Source organism: Pectobacterium zantedeschiae, from assembly GCF_004137795.1.
Lineage (GTDB): Bacteria > Pseudomonadota > Gammaproteobacteria > Enterobacterales > Enterobacteriaceae > Pectobacterium > Pectobacterium zantedeschiae.
Window position 1 is genome coordinate 2,019,354 of record NZ_NWTM01000001.1, and the last position, 22,707, is coordinate 2,042,060.

Here is a 22,707-nt window from a genome sequence, read left to right on the forward strand (position 1 = left end):
TGCTTACTCCCATTTTTTCCAAGGAGCTTCACCATTTTGCCAAAGTTCATCAAGAAGCATTTTGTCTCTTAACGTATCCATTGGCTGCCAAAAACCCGTGTACTCATAAGCCATCAGCTCACCCTGTGCGGCCAGAGTCATCAGAGGTGATTGTTCCCAAACGCTGCTATCACCATCAATCAAATCTAACACCTTAGGTGACAGAACAAAGAAGCCGCCATTAATCAAGGCACCATCGCCTTTTGGTTTTTCTTTAAAACTTTTCACCTGTCCCTGAGATAATTCAAGGGCTCCGAAACGGCCAGGCGGTAATGTCGCAGTTAATGTGGCAAGTTTGCCATGGCGTTTATGGAAGGCGATCGTATCTTGAATATCGAGGCCACATACACCGTCACCGTAGGTAAAGCAAAAGCACTCATCATCTTTAATATATTCAGAAACGCGGCGTAGTCGGCCTCCAGTCATGGAGTGATCGCCGGTATCGACGAGCGTAACCTTCCAGGGCTCGGCACGTTTTTGAAGCACCGTCATTTCATTATCCTTCATATTGAAGGTAATATCAGACATGTGCAGGAAATAATTCGCAAAATACTCCTTAATAACATATCCCTTATATCCACAGCATATGATGAATTCATTTATGCCATGATAAGAGTACATCTTCATGATATGCCATAAGATAGGTTTCCCACCAATTTCAACCATGGGCTTAGGCTTAGTCACCGTTTCTTCGCTCAGCCTAGTACCTAACCCACCTGCAAGTATCACCGCTTTCATGGAACGCTCCTAGTTGGTCCCTACTCTTTAATTTTTTGCCATATACAGATGACAAATAATACATTCGGTATATCTTTCTTAATCACTTATTATTCAACCAGATACTACAAAGGCATCTGAATAAAAATTAGCGGTAGGAAGTCCCTTTTCAATCAATAATGCTTTTGCCGACTCAATCATTGATTGGCTTCCACAGGCATAGACACTGGCTGTATTCAAGTCACCAATATCAGCGATAACAAACTCCTGAACATAGCCGTATCTTCCATTCCAACCCTCTTCAGGTTGAGACAAAACCAGATTGCATTTAACATTAGCGTGCTGGCTTTCCCATAGCTCAACAGAAGGATCATAGAACAAACTACTTTTTCTATTTCCCCAATAAATATAAATATCTCGTTGAACACCATTATTAAGCAAGTCAGTAACAATGGACTTTATCGGTGCAAATCCAGTACCCGTTGCAAGAAATATTATTGGCCCAGAGCTTTCATTATTCCGATAAAAAAAGGTGCCTTTGGGCCCTTCAAGCTGCATTAATTGGTTAGCGGATAAATTACTAAATACCTTGCTACTCATAGCACCATTTTCTACACGCTTTAAATGAAGTTCAATTTTGCTATTATTTTTCGGAATAGAGGCAATAGAGTAACTCCTGGTTATTCCTTGATACTTAAGATCAAGATACTGCCCAGGCAAGAATATAAGGTTAGCTGTAGGTGGTAAACGCAGCGTAATAATTACAATATCCTCATGAGGATATTCGATAGAATCAACCTTGCACGGTGCGGTTTTACTTTTAATATTCGCCAGTTCAGGATAGTACTCCGCCTCTAGGGTCATATCACAGTCAGGCTTTACCTGACAAGTCAAAATAGTAGTAAGGATTTCACCTTGAGGACTAAGAATATGGGCTTCACAAGCGTTACACGAACCATTTTTACAGCTATGTTCCAGAACAATTCCTTGATCTATTGCTGCATCTAAAATTGTTTTTTCTGATCCACATTCAAAAACAACACCAGAAGGCATTAATGTGATTTTATTCGTCATAATGGAAGCCAACTATTATTTATATTTTCGGCTAAATTCAGTTAGTCGATTTAGCACTAATTACAAATATGAAAAATGCCACTGATATTATCTTCTCAATGTCTATTTCATTTGAGAAATCACTAATACGCACCGTCTCTTTTTAAAACAACATTGATCGTCTTAAATAAGATAGCGATATCATTCCATAGTGACCAATTTTTTACATACCATGCATCAAAGTACACACGGGTATCATAATCAACATCATTTCTGCCGCTGACCTGCCATAGCCCGGTCATTCCTGGCTTTGCCATGAGATAATAGTCGACATCGCCGGCATAACGTTCCAGTTCTTGCTCAACAATAGGACGAGGGCCAACCAAGCTCATTTCTCCTTTCAACACATTGAACAACTGAGGCAGCTCATCTAAGCTAGTCTTCCTAATGAAATGACCTACTTTGGTGATTCTGGGATCGTTTTTTAACTTAAAATCTTTTTCCCATTCGGCTCTGGCTTCGGGATCTTTATCGAGTAATTCCTGCAACACTTCCTGAGAGTTGACGATCATTGAACGAAACTTCAAACATTTAAATTTTTTTGCATTACGCCCAACACGTTCATGCCCATATATGGCAGGGCCACCATCTTTAGAAATCAGGAAAGCTAAGAATAACAACAGGGGTGAAGCAACCAAAATAATAGAGATAGAACCCACAATATCAAATGTTCTTTTTACTATTCGTGACGTTCTTTTAGCCAGATTGTTACTGACTCGCAGAATCATCACTTCGTGGCTAAAAATGAAGGACATTTCAGTTCCATACAAAGGAACGCCGCGCAACGTTGGAATGACAGAGACAGAACGACATTTCTTTTTAGCTAGTGATTTTAACCAGTAATCTCTCAGATCATAATCTTCAGCATCAACAGCGACAATGAATTGCGTTTCTTCAGAACAGCACTGTTCCCAAAGTTCATCTTCAGAAGAGAGAACGGGAATATTAAAAATTTTCTTATCGTCATTTTTCTTAGTTGAAAAAAACGCAACTATACTAAAACCCAGAATCTCTTCGCTTTGTAAAGCAGCATAGGCATCTCTGGCATTTTTACCGTTTCCAATAATGACCGTTTGCTTTTTCCAAAGATTCAGTTTGTCTAAAACACGTTTAGTTAACGAGCGCCCCAGAGGAACGAGCATAAGCGCGAAAAACCACGTTAGCACCCAAACATATCGGGAGAAATCCCATTTTGAAAACGCGACAAATGCCAAATCTAAGATGGAAAAAATGACTAACGTTCTTAAAACTTCCTTTAACTCAAACCAGAACGGCTTACGATAAGAGTAATGTCTCAATCTAACCCAAAACCAACTGACACAAATACCCGAAAGAACAACATGTGAAATAAATCTGGCAAAAAATTCATTTTTTGGAATAAAAGAATAAAGATCAAGACCAAAAAGCTCAATCAGAATAAAAGTAAGCATTAATGAAAAATTAAAAAAGAAAAAATCTGAAAAAGCTAATGAGAATTTTATTATATTTATTTTTCTAAAATTTAAAAATGAATGCATGATTATTACACACCTTAGCAATTGCTAATATTTCATTAACTAATTTATTTAAAAATAAAAAAACGCCTTAGCATTTATAATGCTTTAGGTAACATTATTTTAGTAGATTTATTATATTCGATATAAGCATTGATAGTGGGAAGAGCAAGTAATCCTATAAGAGAACTACTTGCCATGGTAAGAAAGATACACTTATTTAAGAAGACTATTTATCTGATTTATATTCATATGAATAATAATCATAGTTGCCATAGCTATAGTAGCTAGCCGCACGTTTTACAATAGCATTCAGAATAACACCTTTAATCTCTGTACCATTCTGCTCAAAACGACGGATACTCACTTCAATTTCTTTCAGTGTATTCACCTCAAAACGAGCGACCAGAAGTGAAGTTCCAGCATGCCGACTAATCACAGCAGCATCAGTTACAGCAAGAATTGGAGGCGTATCCAGCAATACAATGTCATAGTTATTCGTCGCCCAATCGACAAATTGTGAGAAACGACTATGCATTAACAATTCAGAAGGATTAGGTGGGATTTGTCCACGAGGGATAAAATCCATATTTTCTACAGCGGTTTTACGAATGCTTTTCTCGGTCGTGATTTGCCCAGACAGTATATCGGAAAGCCCGTCTGTACCCTGGCATCCCATCAACTCATGAGCATAGCCTTTGCGCATATCACAGTCGACGATGAGTACTCGCTGCCCTGACTGAGCGATAACAGCTCCGAGGTTCGCACTGACAAACGTTTTACCTATCGCAGGACTGGCACCAGAGATCATAAGCACATTGTTTTTGGCTTCCATCATGGCGAAATGTAGGCTGGTGCGTAAACTTCTGATGGCTTCAATCGCGAGATCCGCGGGATTCCCAACGGCAAGTAATTCTGTAGATCGAGTATTGCCTCTTTTACTTTTAACTAGTAGAGCTCTATCTTTCTTCTGTTGCCATTCAGATAATGGGACGCTGGCATAAACATTTATGCCCATATCTTCCAGTTGTTCAGGGCTTTCAAGTCCTTTATGTAACAAAGTCTTAAGTATCACAAATATTGCCGATATAAAAATCCCAGCAATCATCGTCAGTAGAACTATCACTGTTTTTCTTGGTTTTACAGGCTTAATACTAAGAGCAGCCGAGTCAATAACACGAACATTACCAACTGTACTCGCTTTATTAATGTTTAGTTCCTGTTGTTTATTTAGCAACTGCATATAAACTTCTTGCCCAACATTCACATCGCGCGTTAATCGTAATATTTCCTGTTGAGTTTTAGGCATAGCACCTACACGCTTATTGATTTTCTCACGTTCTTCTTCAAGTGTTTTTCGTTTTTCCATTAGCGCACGGTAAGCCGGATGTTCTTTGGTATACAGTTTTGATATTTCTGCTTCTTTAAATGTCAATTCATTAAGTTGAGATTCAACTGCGACCATCGTTTCCAATACCGATTTTGCTTCCAGAGTAAGGTCAACAGATTCATTTTTTTGTCGATAACTATTCAGTTTATTATCGGCTTCATCAAGCGTTAAACGTACATTAGGGAGTTGCTCCTTAAGAAATTCTAAGCTTTTTCCTGCTTCTTCAGATTTACGCTCAACATTTTGCTGCAGGTAATTTTGGCTGATGCTATTTAATATTTTATTAGTTAAATCAGGATCTTCCCCCTGATAACCTAATGCCAACACACCTGTATCTTTACCTTTATCAGCTACAATCAAATCTTCTAAAACGTTATTAATTGCAGTAATTTCATTTAATTTTTTAACACGAAAAACAGTGCCATTTGCAGCCTGAATATCACTCACTAATATGGATACACCATTTTTATTTGTTAGCTGCCCTACCTTTCCTTCAATTTTTATTGCATCACTAATATCGACTTCATAAGTATTAGCATCAATAACACGTAAATCAAACCATTCATCTTTCCATGATGCAGGAACATCAAGTCGAGACACTGCAATTCCCTCAGGCTTATACTCCATCAAACGAGAGAATCCTTTGCCAAAAAGCGGAAAGTATTTTTTTTGGACAACGACATCCAAAGATAAATCACTGACCGTCTTCCCCACCACCATGCGGGATTTTATCAACTCTACTTCAGCCGCAGATTCAGGTTTAGCATCGGGTAAAACATTGGATATATCTTTTAATAATGAATTACCCGTATTTTTTTCGACTTGAATTAAAGCATCAGATTTATAAATTGGAGTAGCAAACGTAGCATAAAGGATACCAATAATAGTAAAAATTGCAGTAACACCAATAATTAACCAACGATGATCCAGCAATGTTCCTAATAAACGCCCTAAATCAATTTCATCCGAATTCGTTTCAGATGTTTTTACTGAAATTTTCTCTGCCATGGGTTTCCCTGACTTGTTAACGGCTTAATACCTGTACCCATTTCTGGGCGGACTGCTCAAGTTGCAAGTAGACGAATTCAAATGCTTCACGACTTTTACGATATGGATCGGCAATCTCTTGCTGATTGACCCAACGGCCAAATAACATTGTCTTACCTCGGACCTCTGGCGCGATACGGCACACTCCATCAATGTGCCCTTTTTCCATAACCAAAATAAGATCATATTGCCGACATAGCTCTGAAGTCAGTTGTTGTGCTTCATGACCATCAAGAGAAAGATTATGCTGGTTCGCAACATCTGCTGCGGTCACATCTGCGGGTTTTCCGACTAACGCACCTAATCCAGCGGATGAAATTTTTTTAGCAGGAAATGCCTTTTTTAATAGTCGTTCCCCCGTAGGAGAACGGCAAATGTTACCTACACAAACAACTAATATAGAATCAAACATAGTTATCTCTATGGCCAGGTGCGAACTCGCAGGCTCCCCTCACTCAAATCGTTAAACGCAGAAATCGTCGGTGCAAGTTGTGAAATCAAACGGTTCCAACGAACGATTGGTGCTGAAGTCACATAAACCACATCATAAGGTTGCAGTTGGAATTCCGCGCCCATAACAAGCGAAGTTGCGTCGGCGACATTAAGCTGATAAATATCAGCCAGCTTCGGCCCCTGTGTTCCTCTCAGTGGGCGAATGACAAAGACACCAGTCGCATCAGCCAACGTTTGATCCATACCTTCGGCGTTACCTAAAGCTTCCGTCAACGTCATGCCGCTGCGGTCCATTTTAAGTGTACTTTGCTTTTTGACTTCGCCCATTACGAACACTTTCAGGTCGTCATTACGCGGTATATAGAGGATATCGCCAGGATAAAGGAGATGGTTTTGAGACAGGTCGCCATTTTGCATCAGCGCCTGAAGAGAAATACGTTTTTCCTGACCGTTATGAGTAAGAACTATGTTACGCCAATCAGCATTCTCCGTCAGTCCGCCAGCACTGTTGATAGCATCTAAAACAGTGAGAGGCACATTCGTGATAGGTTGCTGCCCTGATTTATCAACTTCACCGGTTACATACGCTTTTTGCGAACGAAACGCGGCAATGCTGACATCAACCTGCGGAGATTCAATATATGTTGCTAAACGGCCCATGACCTCATCACGAACCTCCGTCACCGTTTTACCTGCAACTTTAACCTTACCAATGTACGGATAAAAGATTGTACCGTCGGAATGTACCCAGTTACCGGTATCAGCAGCGGTACGGTATGTACCAGCAGGCGTGGTCAATTCAGGGTGGTCCCATACAGTCACCATGATGACATCGCCAATGCCGATGCGATATTCATACTGCTGTAGTTCGCTTTCCAATGCAGGATTAGTCTGTGCGATTAATGGTTTGACGCGCATTTTATCGACTAAATAAGGCGTAAGAGGATAAACATTCACCAGTTTATCAATATTGAAATCAGCGTCTTGCTGCTCGATAACCTCTTTACCACTCGTCGAAAGATGACTTCCGGGAATTATGGTACAGCCGCTAAGAAAGGCTATAGACACAACTAACGGTGCCAATTTTAACTTGTGCTTTATCATCCTGTTATTCCATCACTCTTAATTCAAAATTGCACAAATCCCTACAAAATATCAAATGATTATAGAGAATATTTATTCAACTGAACCTGCAGTCTAGCGTATAAAAAGTCTGTAATTTGTCGCTTAGCGGCGCTGCACGATACGGTTTGGCAGCTTAGCCACCAGCCTGCTCGAATGCGTTCGCCGCCTCAACTGCACTACTTTTCCTATACGCGGCATAAAATAGAAATAAGCAATAAACGTTAAAAAAAACAGGCCCAACATCATGGACTGGCTCACGTTATTACGATCGCTGATGATACCTATGGCAGCCAGCAACAATGCCGCAAACGTAATTATCATCAACGACTGCCGCGAGGTTAGTCCTGAGGACATCAAAATGTGGTGAAGATGGCCCCTATCAGCTTTAAACGGACTATCGCCTCTCAAAAACCGCCGCAGCATGATGGCAATCATGTCCATCAATGGGAGTGCAATTAACCAAAGTGCCGTCACTGGATGCATAACTGCAGTCTCTCCCTGAGACGCAAGAACCAGTAACCAAAGTACGGTAAATCCTATAACGGTGCTACCCGCATCCCCCATAAAAACTTTAAATTTTTTTCCCAACGGAATGCCAAGATTAAGAAAAAGATAAGGTAGCGTAGCCACCATCATACATAGGCTCCAGAGTCCTAGCTGACGTTCGCCTCCAGAATAGAACAAGAAAAATAGCGAACAAAAAGCGATACAGGAAAGCGAACCCAGTAAACCATCAATTCCATCGACCATATTAAAGGCGTTGATAGCACCACATACGGCAAACAGCGTAATAACGTATCCGAATCCCCCTAAAAGAAGCTCATGCCCAAATAACACACTCCCCAATGATGAAAGGTATAAACCGGAGTACATCATTAAACAGCCCACTATCATTTGAACCGCGAATCGTGGCAGAACAGGAAGGTCAAACCGGTCATCAATGACACCGATAACCAAGAGCAATGTGACGCAAAGCATGTATAGAGGGAAATCAGGAAGCCAATCAGAATGAAACATAAACAAAGTGCAGAGAGCGAGGTAAATCGACAAGCCCCCGACAAGAGGAATATTTCCGCGGTGCTTTTTCCGGGCACACGGTTTATCCACCAATCCGATGATGGTTGCTACTTTTCTAGCCAAAAACAGCGCGACGAATGCGCTTAAAAATACAGCGATGAAATCTTGCATTTTTGCACCATCATCAACCGTTAAATGTTCTGCATCAGGAACGCTACCGCCCTTGGCTCATAGCTACCAATGCACTGTTAAATCATGTATGAAGCTCATTTACTGGATTAAAGATTAAAACCCATAAAACGTCCGCTGCGTATCAGCCTTTTCTTATTAGCAAACTCATAGACACCACTAACCACTTGTTAATAATCATTATTTTTCTTTATACAACTACACTATCACCGCAGAGACTTATTTTTCATCCCAATAGTATTGATGACGAAGTAAAGAGTACAAGGGTAAGATGTTCCTGAACGTTCTTTTCAGAATAAGACTACGCACTCACTTTCCCTAATGCACTGCCGGCCTAAAAGGCCACCTTACAGGAAGCGGTCGGATGCGAATAAAAAATCATAGCAAAAATCAGAGCCTCCCTGTCGTGAAAATCCTGTTAAATCGGCACGCTATTCTATGCGTTGTCTGCCGACACTATCAAACACTAACGCGCCCCATCCCGCTCATAATTCTGAAAATCTTGCCTATCGATGCTTTTTCACACTGTTTTCCGCAATTCACCACGCAGCATTGAAAAATGGCTAATTGCCCCATAAAAGCAAGATGAAATGCGAGTAAACAAGCTATCTACTGGTTTGTTGGCCTCGTAAAAATAAAGAATATCCCTGCAAATTCTGGTTCATCTGTGCGTGCCCTGATACGCTATCGGGGTTATGTTCATTTAAAGGTGAAAAAATAGATATGGAGTGGATCGCTGATCCAACGATATGGGCCGGGTTGGCCACGCTGGTTGTTCTGGAACTCGTTCTGGGCATTGATAATCTTATCTTCATCGCCATTCTGGCTGAGAAATTACCAAAAGAACAACGCGACAAAGCCAGAGTCGTCGGTCTGTTGCTTGCCCTGGTTATGCGTCTGGGTCTGCTGGCGTCCATTTCCTGGCTGGTGTCTTTGACGACCCCCCTTTTCACGTTCCTTGGGCATACATTCAGCGCGCGAGACGTCATCATGCTGGTTGGCGGGCTATTTCTACTTTTTAAAGCCACAATGGAGCTCAACGAACGTCTCGAAGGAAAAGATGAGGAGCAGCAAGCCCAGCGTAAAGGCGCACGATTCTGGCCAGTCGTCGCACAAATCGTGGTGCTGGATGCCATATTCTCACTGGATTCCGTGATTACCGCAGTGGGCATGACCGATCATCTGCTGGTCATGATGTCTGCCGTGACTATCGCCATCTTCCTGATGTTACTGGCAAGTAAGCCACTTACCCGTTTTGTCGCCGAACACCCAACCATCGTTATTCTGTGTCTCAGCTTCCTGTTGATGATTGGTTTCAGTCTGGTAGCAGACGCGTTTGGTTATCACATCCCCAAAGGCTATCTCTACGCTGCGATAGGTTTCTCGGTGATGATCGAGATGTTAAACCAGGTTTCCCTGTTTAATCGCCGACGCTTTCTTTCTTCTACGGTTCCGCTACGCCAGCGTACCGCAGAAGTTGTTTTACGTATTTTGCGAGGCAATCATGAAGAAGCCGAGCTCGACAATCAAACCTCGTCGATGATCGCAGACAATACCCGGGCAGGCCGCGAAGTTTTCAATATTCAGGAACGCCGGATGATAAAGCGGGTACTGGGGCTGGCACAGCGAACCATCAGCAGCATTATGACGTCGCGGCATGATATCGAATCGGTTGAGTTGGATATCACACAGGATGCGCTCGCTAAACTATTGACGACCAACCAGCACTCCCGACTCGTGGTCACCGACAGCAATACCTCCGATGAACCGCTAGGCATCGTACATGTTGCTGATTTGCTGCAACAACAGCTAAACCGCGAACCGTTTAACCCACGTATTTTGATTCGTCAGCCGCTGGTCTTTCCTGAACAACTTTCGCTTTTACAGGCGTTAGAACAGTTTAGAGAAGGAAGAACGCATTTTGCGTTTGTCGTTGATGAGTTTGGTTCGATGGAAGGGATTGTCACATTAAGCGACGTGATGGAGACCATCGCAGGCAACCTGCCACGCGAAGGCGAAGATCGCGATGCACGCCACAGTATTCAGCAGAATAACGACGGCAGTTGGACCGTAAACGGCTATATCCCGCTGGAAGATCTGACGATGTATGTTCCGCTGACGCTGGATGAAAAACGTGAATACTACACGCTGGCAGGGCTGCTGATGGAGCACGCACAGCGTGTTCCGCAAGTCGGTGATACATTATCAATCGATAACTATCAGTTCACTATCCTTGCGGTGGAAAGTCATCGTATCATGGAAGTCCGTATCACGCCGAACGACGAGCCACAGACTGATTTTGAAGTGTGATGATGCCGATGTAGCACAACAGACAACATAGTCGTACTTACAGCCCCTTCCAGAACGGTAGGGACTGTTTGCTAGGTATTATCAGGCAGGTATCATAATCTCAGTGGCAACCACCACCACAATCAGCCCAACCAACACGGGAACAGATGTGCGCTTCACCACCTCGAACGGCGATATTTTCGCCATCCCGGCAACAGCAACGACTACACCGGATACCGGAGAAATCGTACGGCCCAGATTGGAAGCCTGAAGCATTGGAATAGCCAGATAAGCAGGGTTTATACCCATTTGTGACGCCAGTTTTGGAATCAGCTCAACAAACGCATAGAACGGCGCATTACCCGAGCCCGTCGTCATCGCTGCCAACATCGTAATGACCACCAGTACCAGCATAATCACCAACCCACCGCTGCCAAATGACTGCGCGAGACCAATTAGGCCACTGATAAAGCCAATCGTGCCAAGCCCCTGAGCAAAAACACCGGCGGCAACCAGCAGGATTACAACACTAGAGAAAGCATCTGCCATGCCACGATAAGCGACATCCAGCCCATCAAATACTTTTTGCGCATTGAATGAACGGACAAATTCCAGCACCGCGGCCAGCACCATACAGATAACCAGTACGGTGATAATGTGAAGTTCCGGCCCCCATTTTCCATCAAAGACCAGTACACCCATGATCGGCGTAAACGGCAGAATGGCGTAAAAACGTGGGGCATTCGTCGTAATTTCGCTGACATCCAGAATCTCATGGCTAACATTTGCTTTGTTGTCCAGATAGCGCTGCCAGAAGAAATGCGCGACGGCCATGCACACGATAGCCATAATAGAAATAGGTAGCGTGGCCTTAAAGGCGAAATCCACTAATTTCATCTGCGATGCCTGCGCAGCAAGCACGACATCACCCGACGTCGGCGACAGGATCAGCGCCACAGGGGATGCACAAATTGCCGCAGCCGCACCGCGGCTAATACCGACATTCACCATGACAGGGAATAGTGTTGCCATTAACAGTACCCCCAGTCCGGTTGCCGATGACACCGCCAGTGACATCAGACAAGCGACAAAATAGGCCGCAATCATCAGCAAATAAGGCGAGTTGATCATTTTCAACGGACGGGAAACCAGCTTGACGACGACATCATTGGCACCAATATGCGTCATATAAGCCGCAAACCCACACAGCACCATAATCATCATGCCGAGATCGCCACCACGGCTCATCAACAAAATTTTTACGTATTCAGCAATATCTGTAGCGCTCCAGCCCGTCGCTTTTGCACTGGCTGGCAGTATGTTTTTCCCCAGCATGGCACTGATTGCCAAGAGTAACAGGCCTCCTACCAGCAACACGCCGGTCGCGGAGTACCCTTTTATAATGTAACGACCAACCAGAATCGTTACAGCAACACCAACCAAAAGTTCGAGCATAGTGAGTTTCGATACCTGAGTAATAAATGATCTGACAGAAATTCCCCGGCAGCGGAATGGCACCGCACCGAAAACAGGGAGCGGAGTTTACTGCTTTAGAAAATAAAAAAAGAGAAAAATATTAATATCTAGCGTTAAAAAAGAGACATCGAGCACAAAGTCTCGTTAGAGGAGGATGACGGATTCAGGAAAAATAGTAGGGAGAAGTGGCCGATTTGCTGACGGGAATAAGCAAATCGGCTAAAAGCACAGAGCATTTCTGAAAAATTAAAGACGATCAAGCAGTTGCTTCAGGTCTTTGCCCTTCTGACTTTTCTGATTTTCGCTGGCCCAATCATTCAGGCGTTTCTTCAGTTCGTCCTGTAGGCGTTTACGCAATAACTGATCCACCTGCAACTGGTAATTCAATTTATCCCACTCGCCATAGACGCGTAACGGAATCGCTGTGTTTTTCAACACGCTGACCAGTTGTTCATCGCCCTGCCACCCCTGCGTGATAGAGACATTCACATTGACGTCACACGTCTGCGCTGGCAGATCGAATTGCCCTGCACCGCTTAGCGACATCAGCTCTGAGCGACCATTAATATCGGTAAGGCGCAACTTACCGGCATTCAACTGTGCTTTTCCCGTCAGCTGTTGCAGTTCGGTATAACGTTCATAACGCTCTTGTCCTCGCACATTTCCGTTGCTACGGGCTACAGCCATCTGCACCATTTGCTGAATATTCAAGCCCTGTAGACGGACATTATTGGCTTGCAGCGTCGCAGCTCCCTGCCATTGCTGGAGCAATGCCGGTAACGCAATACTATTGCCGCTAAATTGCCCCACCATAGACAATTTTCCGCTGACCGTCTCAGCAGGCAGTGCAAGTGCGGACATCAGTTGAGACAGTTCAATATCCTTGAGATCTGGACGTAACGTGATGTTGGTTGATGATTTTGTCACGACTTTAGCGGGTAAAGAGAAATGTCCACCACCCAGCTCACCACTTAAAGTAGTGATATCTAACAACCCTGGCTGATTGTCTGCGCGTAGCGCAAATTGTCGGACATCAAGTCCACGGTAGATCAGTGATGCGGCCTGTAACGACAGACGAGCAGTGAATTGCTGTAGGCTATCTTCTGGATTAGCCGCGCCACTTTCATTTGAAATAACAGGAGCGGATGGTTTAACGGCCACCGTAGGGGCGTTATTCTCTTTTACCGATGCGAGCCCCAGCAGAGAATCCAAATCCAGTTTTTCAGACAACAGATCCAATTCATAATGCGGAATATCACCCAGCGTCATGCTACCAGACCCAGACAACTGGCTGTTATTGGTATTAAGTGAAAGCTGGTTAAATGTGATTTTTTCAGGTTGCTGTTGATAGCTCGCCTGCACACTTCCCGTTCCGCTGATACCGTTTGTCGGTATCCCCGCGCCCTGAAGCTGATAATCCAGTTTGGTGATAGTGGCATTTATCTGCTGAGGGAAATGCAGTAAGTCGACATCTGCGGCAAGAGAGAAAGCGATATCGCGCTGATCGCGATTGATGCGGCTAGATAATTCGATGTTGATCTGACGATCGCTGCTCTGCTCCATCGCAAGATTAATATCGCGAACATTAATCTGTTCATTATTACTACGTTGCAGAACCAACAGGCTATCAGCAACTTTTATCTTATCAATATCTAATCGCCAGCGTCGTTCTTCCGATGGGGCTTGCGAGCCCGCAGGGGCAATTGGCGCATTGTTCGATTGTTTGGCTTCACTTTCCGGCGTCAGTCGAATAATAGCGCCTTTCAGCATCACCTGTTTGACTGCCAGTTTGTGCGACAGTAGCGGCCATAGTTGCACATCAAGGCGCATATTTTCAGCACTGACAATGGGGGCACTAGAACCCGGCGCATTTAATGACATACCGCCAGATAAAATACTCAGCTGCGGCCACACATGCCAGCGCAGGTCGCCATCCAGTTGCAGATGATAGCCGCTACGTTCCTCAACCTGCTTCACCATGTAAGCGCGGAAGTCATTTGGATTAACCAGTACGACCAAGGCCGTCATTCCTGCCACCAGCACCACAAGCAGAATTGCCAGCGTCGTCAGAAATCTTCTCATGCCATCCTCATTGCGAAACGTACGGCTACCCGCTTTTACATGCCTGTCGCCAAACGCTTAGTCTTTATCGATCCGGCTCGCTACCGCACCCTGTTGATCTTTATATTTGGCATCCTGACGGCGGTTGTACGGACGAGCAGCCGGCCCGGAAAGCGGTTCAAAACTCAGTGCGCCAATCATCATGCCGGGGCGTAACGCCAGCGGCAACTTACCTGAATTATAGAACTCCAGCACAATTCTTCCTTGCCAACCTGGATCAATACGGTGTGCGGTGACGTGAACCATCAATCCCAAACGAGCAAGAGAAGAGCGGCCATCCAGCCAGCCAACCAAATTATCCGGCAGCGTGACGGACTCAAACGTCACGGCAAGCGCTAATTCTCCCGGGTGCAGAAAGAATGCCTCACCTTCAGGCAAATTAATCTCATCACTCATGACGCGATCCAGCGCCGCGCTGACTTCATCCTTCGGGCCGCTTAAGTCAATGAAAGCCGCAGTGTGTCCGCGGAAGACGCGAAACTGATTTCCCAAACGAACATCAACGGTCGCGCCACTGATCCTCTCAACTGGCGGACGGGGTGTAATCACCAGTCGGCCATCATCCAGCCAGGCTTCAATGTCACGGTCACACAGTCTCATCTTATTCTCCATTCGACACTGGTATCTATCAGATAAACCTCATCTATCCCCGTCATACTTCACGCTGCTGCACCTTTTTTCAAACGCTAACGTTCGGTCACGCAACCTGAATGATTCAGGACATATTATTCAAAGAACTGGCTTATCTTCGCTTTCAAAATATCAATCGCGATGCGATTTTTACCACCGCGTGGCACGATAATATCGGCATACTGTTTAGATGGCTCAATGAATTGCAGGAACATCGGGCGTACGGTCTTCTGATACTGTTCCATCACAGAATCCATTGAACGACCACGCTCATTAACGTCGCGACGCATACGGCGCAGCAGGCAAATATCCAGTGGTGTATCAACAAAGATAGAGAAATTCATCTCATCACGCAGGCGCGCATCCGTCAGCAACAGGATACCTTCCAGGATAATGACCTTTTTCAGCTCAATATGCACTGTTTCCTGTTTACGCGTGTGCTCGACATAGCTGTACTGTGGCACTTCGATTGCCTGACCGGCTTTCAGCATCTGCAAATGTTTGATTAGCAAGCTGTGATCCATCGAGCTTGGATGGTCATAGTTGGTTTTTACCCGCTCTTCCATGGTCAGATGGCTTTGATCTTTATAATAACTGTCCTCAGATATCACCCCGATATGCTGATCACCAACCTGATCGCGCAATTCACGATACAAGGTGCTGGAAATAAGACTTTTACCCGAAGCGGACGCTCCTGAGATCCCGATGATGACGCACTGGTGAGACTGATCAGTCATGGTATTAACGACCTGATTAACATAAATAAAAGAGAGGGGAATGCGCCAACAGGCACTTTGACGCGGCAATTATAGGGAGTTACCCCCCTTGACGCCACCCTTTCCGCGCATTGTGTCAGGGGAAACAAGGCACTGACGCATTCAACAAGCCGGGACGATGCCCGGCATTGATAGAAACGTTATAGCGCTCTGAATGAAATTTCGCTGGGGATAACATTACCCTGCCAGTAGAGCTGAGCGGCAACCTGCCCTGCCAGTTCACGGTACAGAGAAGTGAACTCACTGTCCGGCTGGCTGACCACCGTCGGCTCACCACGGTCAAGATCTTCACGCAGGGAGATGTGCAGTGGAAGCTGACCTAACAGAGAACAGTGATATTTTTCCGCCAGCTTCTGCGCCCCGCCAGTCCCGAAGATCGGTTCCAGATGACCACAGTTGCTACAAATATGGACGCTCATGTTCTCAACGATACCCAACACAGGCACGCTGACTTTTTCAAACATCGCGATGCCCTTCATAGCATCCATCAACGCGATATCCTGTGGCGTCGTCACGACAACGGCACCGGTAACAGGAATACTCTGCGCCAGCGTCAGTTGTATATCTCCTGTACCTGGAGGCATATCTAACACCAGATAATCCAGATCCGGCCAAAGCGTATCCTGCAGCAGTTGTAATAACGCTTTACTGGCCATCGGTCCACGCCACACCATCGCATTATCATCCGTCACCAGATAGCCAATCGAGTTGGTTGCCAGACCGTGCGCGATTATCGGCGCCATGTGCTGGCCATCCGGTGAGGTTGGACGCTCACTGGCCGAACCCAACATGGTCGGGATGGAAGGGCCGTAGATATCGGCATCCAGAATACCCACATTCGCGCCTTCTGCCGCTAAGGCCAGCGCCATATTGACCGCCGTACTGGATTTGCCAACGCCCCCTTTCCCAGAGCTGACAGCAATGATGTTTTTCACCCCCTTCACGCCCGCCAGGTCGTTAACCCGGCGTAGCGTAGCGACATCATGTGTTAAGCGCCATTCGACGGCGTTTGCGCCTGATAAACGTAATAACTCATCGCTAACCGTTTCTTTTAATACAGCCAAACCACTCAGCCAGACAAACGGCATCGTCAGTTCGATGTGCAACACATTATCCAGCAGTGCACAATGGCGCAGCGCATTCAGTGTCGTCAGATTATTTTTCAGTGTCGGGTGCTGAAAAGTAGATAAAACCCCGGTGACCATCGCACGCAATGCTTCAGGACGTTGTTCGGGGACTGTAGCGTTCATTCCGGCTCCTTGAAATTCTCATATTTGACCGTTGAGACCGTGTATAGCATATCAGAGCCATAGCGACCTGACGCTCTTCGGCATCAAAAACGTGGAAACGCTACGCAAAATAGAGTCTGCCGTGGTGTTTCCTACCGTTTTTACTCACGCCAGCGGTTTACGCAGCAAGGCGCTATCGGTTAACATCGATCTCCCTCTATTCACAAAAGAAAGCAAGTTCCTCATGACTCAAGTCGCAAAGAAAATCTTGGTAACGTGCGCGCTGCCTTACGCTAATGGTTCGATTCACCTCGGTCATATGCTTGAACACGTTCAGGCCGATATTTGGGTTCGTTACCAGCGAATGCGCGGCAACCAGGTTCACTTTATCTGTGCGGACGACGCCCACGGCACACCGATCATGCTGAAAGCACAGCAGATGGGGATTGCGCCAGAACAGATGATCGCGGCAATGAGTCAGGAGCATCAACAAGACTTTGCTGGCTTCAATATCAGTTATGACAACTACCACTCTACGCATAGCGAAGAGAACCGTGAGCTGTCAGGCCTGATTTATGGCCGTCTGAAAGAGAACGGTTTTATTAAAAATCGCACAATTTCTCAGCTGTACGATCCTGAGAAAGGCATGTTTCTGCCAGATCGTTTCGTTAAAGGCACCTGCCCGAAATGTAAGGCTGCCGATCAATATGGCGATAACTGTGAAGTGTGTGGCGCGACCTACAGCCCAACAGAGCTGATCGAACCGAAGTCTGCGGTTTCTGGTGCGACACCCGAGATGCGTGAATCAGAACACTTCTTCTTCGATCTGCCCGCTTTCAGCGACATGCTGCAAGCCTGGACGCGTTCCGGCGCATTGCAGGAACAAGTCGCCAACAAGATGCAGGAGTGGTTCGATTCTGGTCTTCAACAGTGGGACATTACTCGCGACGCGCCGTATTTCGGATTTGAAATCCCTGATGCACCGGGTAAGTATTTTTACGTCTGGCTGGATGCACCAATCGGCTACATGGGCTCGTTTAAGAACCTGTGCGACAAGCGTGGCGATCTGAATTTTGATGATTTCTGGAAGAAAGATTCAGACGCAGATTTGTATCACTTTATCGGTAAAGACATCGTTTATTTCCACAGCCTGTTCTGGCCAGCCATGTTGGAAGGCAGTGGTTTCCGTAAGCCAACCAATCTGTTTGTGCATGGCTATGTCACCGTCAACGGTGCCAAGATGTCTAAGTCACGCGGCACCTTCATTAAAGCGGGCACCTACCTGCAACATTTGGATGCCGATTGCCTGCGCTATTACTACGCGGCGAAACTGTCTTCTCGCATTGATGACATCGACCTCAATCTGGAAGATTTCGTCCAGCGCGTGAATGCTGACATCGTTAACAAGGTTGTGAATCTGGCATCGCGTAATGCGGGTTTCATCAGCAAACGCTTTGACGGCAAACTGGCTGACAAACTCGCCGACCCCGAACTGTACAAAACCTTCACCGACGCCGCCGCTAGCATTGCGGAAGCCTACAACAGCCGTGAATCTGGGCGTGCTATTCGTGAGATAATGGCACTGGCAGATATTGCCAATCGCTATGTTGACGAACAAGCCCCGTGGGTGGTGGCGAAAGCAGAAGGTCGGGATGCCGATCTGCAAGCCATCTGTTCAATGGGCATTAACCTGTTCCGCGTATTAATGACATACCTGAAACCGGTTCTGCCTTCGCTAGCGCAGCGTACAGAAGCGTTTTTAAACTCAGAACTGAGCTGGGATGCTATCACCACTCCTCTGCTGAGCCATCAGGTTAATCCATTCAAAGCGCTGTTCAACCGCATCGATCTGGATAAGGTCAACGCAATGGTTGACGCGTCTAAAGAAGACATGGTCACAGCACAAAAAGTCGTATCCGGTCCATTAGCAGACAACCCAGTGCAGGACACCATTAACTTTGACGATTTTGCCAAAGTCGATATGCGCATCGCGCTGATTAAGCAGGCTGAACTTGTTGACGGCTCTGACAAGCTATTACGTCTGACGTTGGATCTAGGCGGAGAAACCCGTCAGGTCTTCTCAGGTATTCGTGAGGCTTATCCCGATCCAGCGAAGTTGGAAGGTCGTTTGACGGTGATGGTCGCCAATCTGGCACCGCGTAAAATGCGCTTTGGCATCTCCGAAGGCATGGTGATGGCTGCAGGTCCCGGTGGAAAAAATATCTTCCTACTGAGCCCGGACAGCGGCGCTCAACCTGGCATGCAGGTCAAATAATCATCCAATCAAGCCGGATTCTTATCCGGCTTTTTTTTGCAACAATTTCTCCACAAATGCCCGCTTCTCCTTCTCCGATTGATCCGTAACTTCGCATAGTTTGTAACCACGAAATAACAAAATCGTTATGCATTACAATATATAACGAATAAAAAATATACCTCTTTGTAGGTGTAATGGGGGTTTAAATACTTAAATTTTGATTTTGCGCAAAGCCCACATTTTATGTGTTGTTAAATTGCTCGCAACAAAAATGACACATAATTACACAGGGAAACTAATGCAACTGAATAGAAGAGGTTTCTTTAAAGTTTGCGCGGGGGGGATGGCCGGAACCACTCTCGCGGTATTAGGCTTTACACCCACGGAAGCAATGGCATCAGTACGTCAATACAAACTGTTACGGGCGAAAGAGACGCGTAACAACTGCACATACTGTTCAGTCGGTTGTGGTGTGCTCATGTATAGCCTGGGCGATGGCGCCAAGAATGCAAAACCCTCTGTTTTTCATATCGAAGGCGATGCAGATCATCCAGTTAGCCGCGGCTCCCTTTGCCCGAAAGGTGCAGGCCTGGTCGACTACATCCACAGCGAAAACCGCCTGCTCTACCCTGAATACCGCGCGCCAGGATCAGACAAATGGCAACGAATCAGCTGGGACGACGCGATTGAACGCATCGCGCGCCTGATGAAAGCTGACCGTGACGCCAATTTCCAGCGCACCAACGCGAAAGGCGAAACCGTCAACCGCTGGCTGACTACTGGCATGCTATGCTCTTCTGCCGCCAGCAATGAAACCGGTATTCTCGACCAGAAATTTGCTCGATCGCTCGGCATGGTTGCCATCGACTGTCAGGCTCGTTTGTGTCATGGCCCCACTGTCGCCGCACTGGCACCGACATTTGGCCGCGGTGCAATGACCAACAACTGGGTTGATATCAAAAACGCCAACGTTATTATCGTGATGGGCGGCAACCCAGCAGAAGCGCACCCGGTTGGTTTCAAATGGGCTGTTGAAGCGAAAACGCACAATAATGCAAAACTGATTGTTGTCGACCCCCGCTTTAACCGCTCTGCTGCCGTTGCCGACCTGTATGCACCAATTCGTGCGGGCTCCGATGCCGCTTTCCTACTCGGCATCGTTAACTACCTCATCACACACGAGAAAATTCATCGCGAATACGTGGTGTCCTACACCAGCGCCAGCCTGATTGTGCGTGAAGATTTCAGCTTTGATGAAGGCTTGTTCAGCGGCTACGATGAACAAACGCGCCAATATGATAAATCCAGCTGGCAGTACGAGTTGGATGAGTCTGGTTTTGCCAAACGTGATAACACGCTGTTTCACCCACGCTGCGTCTGGAATCTGCTGAAAAAGCACGTTTCCCGCTATACGCCGGAAATGGTGACATCCCTGTGCGGTACATCAGCCAAAGATTATGAAACGATCTGTCGCACACTGGCCGAAACCTGCGTGCCAAATAAAACGGCGACCTTCATGTATGCCCTGGGCTGGACGCACCACACTAACGGTGCGCAGATTATCCGCTCAGCAGCAATGATCCAGCTTCTGCTGGGCAATATCGGCATGGCAGGAGGCGGCATCAACGCCCTGCGTGGTCACTCCAATATTCAGGGCTATACCGACCTTGGTCTGCTGTCGTTAAACCTGCCGGGCTATATGCCGTTACCGTCAGAAAAACAGCCAGATCTGAAAACCTATCTCACTCAAATTACGCCAGCAGCACTGTTGCCCGATCAGGTTAACTATTGGAAAAACACGCCAAAATTCTTTATCAGCATGATGAAGAGCTTCTACGGCGATCATGCACAGGCTGCAAATAACTGGGGTTATGACTGGTTACCGAAGTGGGATCGTAGCTACGACGTCATGGTGCAAACCGAGCTGATGGTCGAAGGCAAAATGAACGGCTACATCGTTCAGGGCTTTAACCCCGTTGCCGCATTCTCCAACAAGAACAAAGCGACTGAAGCACTCTCCAAACTCAAGTATATGGTCATCATCGATCCGTTGATCACTGAAACATCCACGTTCTGGCAGAACTACGGTGAATTCAATGACGTGGATACGAAGTCCATTCAGACTGAAGTCTTCCGTCTGCCCTCTTCCTGCTTTGCCGAAGAGAATGGTTCTATCGCCAACTCCGGCCGCTGGTTGCAATGGCACTGGGCGGCGGCTGAGCCACCAGGAGAAGCCCATCACGACGGTAAAATCCTCGGCAAACTGCTGATGCGCCTGCGTGAACTGTACACCGAAGAAGGCGGGGCTTATTCCGACCCGTTGATGAACATCAACTGGAACTATAAAGACCCGGAAGATCCAACACCAGAGGAGATCGCTCGCGAAGCCAACGGTATGGCGCTGGCCGATGTCTACGACGACAGCGGCAAACTGCTCCTGAAAAAAGGCCAGCAGCTTGCTGATTTCTCACAGCTACGCGATGACGGTACAACCTCTAGCTTCTGCTGGATCTATGCCGGTAGCTGGACGGAAGCGGGTAACCAAATGGATAGACGCGACAATGCCGATGCGGGTCTTGGCTGCACGCCGAACTGGTCATGGTGCTGGCCGCAGAACCGCCGCATCCTCTACAACCGCGCTTCCGCCGACCTGCAAGGTAAACCGTGGGATAGCAAGCGCAAGTTGCTGGAATGGAACGGCCAGAGATGGCAAGGCATTGATGTGCCTGATTTCGCCGCCACCGTACCACCGGGTAAAGACACCGGACCGTTCATCATGCTGCCGGAAGGTCTGGCACGTCTGTTCTCTGTGGACAAACTGGTAGACGGTCCGTTCCCTGAACATTACGAACCGATCGAATCACCTATCGGCACTAACCCGCTGCATCCATCGGTGATTTCCAGCCCGGTAGCGCGTTTATTTGCACGTGATGCGAAAACGATGGGTACCGCGAAGGACTTCCCTTACGTAGCGACCACGTACTCGATTACCGAATTGTTCCGCCACTGGACAAAACACGCGCGTCTGAACGCGATAGTGCAGCCGGAGCAGTTTGTTGAGATCGGTGAAAATTTGGCGAAGAGCAAAGGCATCAAAGCAGGCGATGAAATCAAAATCTCCAGCCAGCGTGGCTATATCAAAGCCAAAGCGGTGGTTACCAAGCGCATCAAAACGCTGGAAATTGCCGGACGCAACGTGGAAACCATTGGTATTCCCTGCCACTGGGGCTTTGAAGGAACCACACGTAAAGGGTTCCTGGCTAATACACTCACCCCGAGCGTCGGCGACGCTAATTCACAAACGCCTGAATACAAAGCGTTTTTGGTTAATGTAGAGAAGGTGTAA

15 protein-coding genes are annotated in these 22,707 nt (G+C 46.4%); 3 read left to right on the top strand and 12 right to left on the bottom strand.

What is annotated here, in order from left to right:
* Positions 1 to 3: 3 nt before the first annotated feature.
* The 7 genes from rfbF to wecA all read right to left on the bottom strand — a co-directional run bounded on the left by rfbF (position 4) and on the right by wecA (position 8,565).
* Positions 4 to 777: a glucose-1-phosphate cytidylyltransferase gene (gene rfbF, locus CLR69_RS09210; RefSeq protein ID WP_129703736.1), complete on the bottom strand. Its 774-nt coding sequence runs from the start codon at positions 775 to 777 to the stop codon at positions 4 to 6.
* Positions 778 to 870: 93 nt separating this feature from the next.
* Positions 871 to 1,830 (bottom strand): CDP-6-deoxy-delta-3,4-glucoseen reductase, encoded by a 960-nt coding sequence (locus tag CLR69_RS09215; RefSeq protein WP_129712472.1) that lies wholly within the window; start codon positions 1,828 to 1,830, stop codon positions 871 to 873.
* A gap of 122 nt (positions 1,831 to 1,952) precedes the next feature.
* The gene (wbaP, locus tag CLR69_RS09220) at positions 1,953 to 3,386 is read right to left on the bottom strand and encodes an undecaprenyl-phosphate galactose phosphotransferase WbaP (RefSeq protein WP_129712473.1); all 1,434 of its coding nucleotides are present in this window, start codon (positions 3,384 to 3,386) and stop codon (positions 1,953 to 1,955) included.
* 205 nt (positions 3,387 to 3,591) lie between these two features.
* Positions 3,592 to 5,760, bottom strand: coding sequence for a tyrosine-protein kinase Wzc (wzc, locus tag CLR69_RS09225; RefSeq protein ID WP_129712474.1), 2,169 nt, complete (start codon positions 5,758 to 5,760; stop codon positions 3,592 to 3,594).
* 16 nt (positions 5,761 to 5,776) lie between these two features.
* Positions 5,777 to 6,211 (bottom strand): arsenate reductase/protein-tyrosine-phosphatase family protein, encoded by a 435-nt coding sequence (locus CLR69_RS09230; protein ID WP_129703729.1) that lies wholly within the window; start codon positions 6,209 to 6,211, stop codon positions 5,777 to 5,779.
* A gap of 8 nt (positions 6,212 to 6,219) precedes the next feature.
* A complete protein-coding gene (locus tag CLR69_RS09235; RefSeq protein WP_129703727.1) occupies positions 6,220 to 7,356 on the bottom strand; it encodes a polysaccharide export protein in 1,137 nt (378 codons plus the stop codon).
* Positions 7,357 to 7,479: 123 nt separating this feature from the next.
* Positions 7,480 to 8,565 (bottom strand): UDP-N-acetylglucosamine--undecaprenyl-phosphate N-acetylglucosaminephosphotransferase, encoded by a 1,086-nt coding sequence (gene wecA / locus CLR69_RS09240; RefSeq protein WP_129712475.1) that lies wholly within the window; start codon positions 8,563 to 8,565, stop codon positions 7,480 to 7,482.
* 741 nt (positions 8,566 to 9,306) lie between these two features.
* Here wecA and CLR69_RS09245 point away from each other — a divergent pair.
* Positions 9,307 to 10,893: a TerC family protein gene (locus CLR69_RS09245; protein WP_129712476.1), complete on the top strand. Its 1,587-nt coding sequence runs from the start codon at positions 9,307 to 9,309 to the stop codon at positions 10,891 to 10,893.
* 81 nt (positions 10,894 to 10,974) lie between these two features.
* Here CLR69_RS09245 and dcuC read toward each other — a convergent pair whose 3' ends face one another.
* The 5 genes from dcuC to apbC all read right to left on the bottom strand — a co-directional run bounded on the left by dcuC (position 10,975) and on the right by apbC (position 17,125).
* Positions 10,975 to 12,327 carry an anaerobic C4-dicarboxylate transporter DcuC gene (gene dcuC, locus CLR69_RS09250; RefSeq protein WP_129712477.1) on the bottom strand — a complete coding sequence of 451 codons (1,353 nt, stop codon included), beginning with the start codon at positions 12,325 to 12,327 and terminating at the stop codon, positions 10,975 to 10,977.
* Positions 12,328 to 12,594: 267 nt separating this feature from the next.
* A complete protein-coding gene (gene asmA, locus CLR69_RS09255) occupies positions 12,595 to 14,430 on the bottom strand; it encodes an outer membrane assembly protein AsmA (protein WP_129712478.1) in 1,836 nt (611 codons plus the stop codon).
* Positions 14,431 to 14,487: 57 nt separating this feature from the next.
* Positions 14,488 to 15,069, bottom strand: coding sequence for a dCTP deaminase (dcd, locus tag CLR69_RS09260; RefSeq protein WP_129712479.1), 582 nt, complete (start codon positions 15,067 to 15,069; stop codon positions 14,488 to 14,490).
* A 125-nt stretch (positions 15,070 to 15,194) separates the two neighbouring features.
* Complete coding sequence (gene udk / locus CLR69_RS09265) at positions 15,195 to 15,836, bottom strand: uridine kinase (RefSeq protein WP_005974035.1); 642 nt, start codon at positions 15,834 to 15,836, stop codon at positions 15,195 to 15,197.
* 179 nt (positions 15,837 to 16,015) lie between these two features.
* On the bottom strand, positions 16,016 to 17,125 hold the full coding sequence (gene apbC / locus CLR69_RS09270) for an iron-sulfur cluster carrier protein ApbC (protein WP_129703717.1): 1,110 nt from the start codon (positions 17,123 to 17,125) through the stop codon (positions 16,016 to 16,018).
* Positions 17,126 to 17,348: 223 nt separating this feature from the next.
* On the opposite strand from apbC, the gene metG reads away from it, so the two are divergent.
* Positions 17,349 to 19,379, top strand: a complete 2,031-nt coding sequence (gene metG / locus CLR69_RS09275; RefSeq protein ID WP_129712851.1) for a methionine--tRNA ligase — start codon at positions 17,349 to 17,351, stop codon at positions 19,377 to 19,379.
* A 280-nt stretch (positions 19,380 to 19,659) separates the two neighbouring features.
* Positions 19,660 to 22,707 carry a formate dehydrogenase-N subunit alpha gene (fdnG, locus tag CLR69_RS09280; protein ID WP_129712480.1) on the top strand — a complete coding sequence of 1,016 codons (3,048 nt, stop codon included), beginning with the start codon at positions 19,660 to 19,662 and terminating at the stop codon, positions 22,705 to 22,707.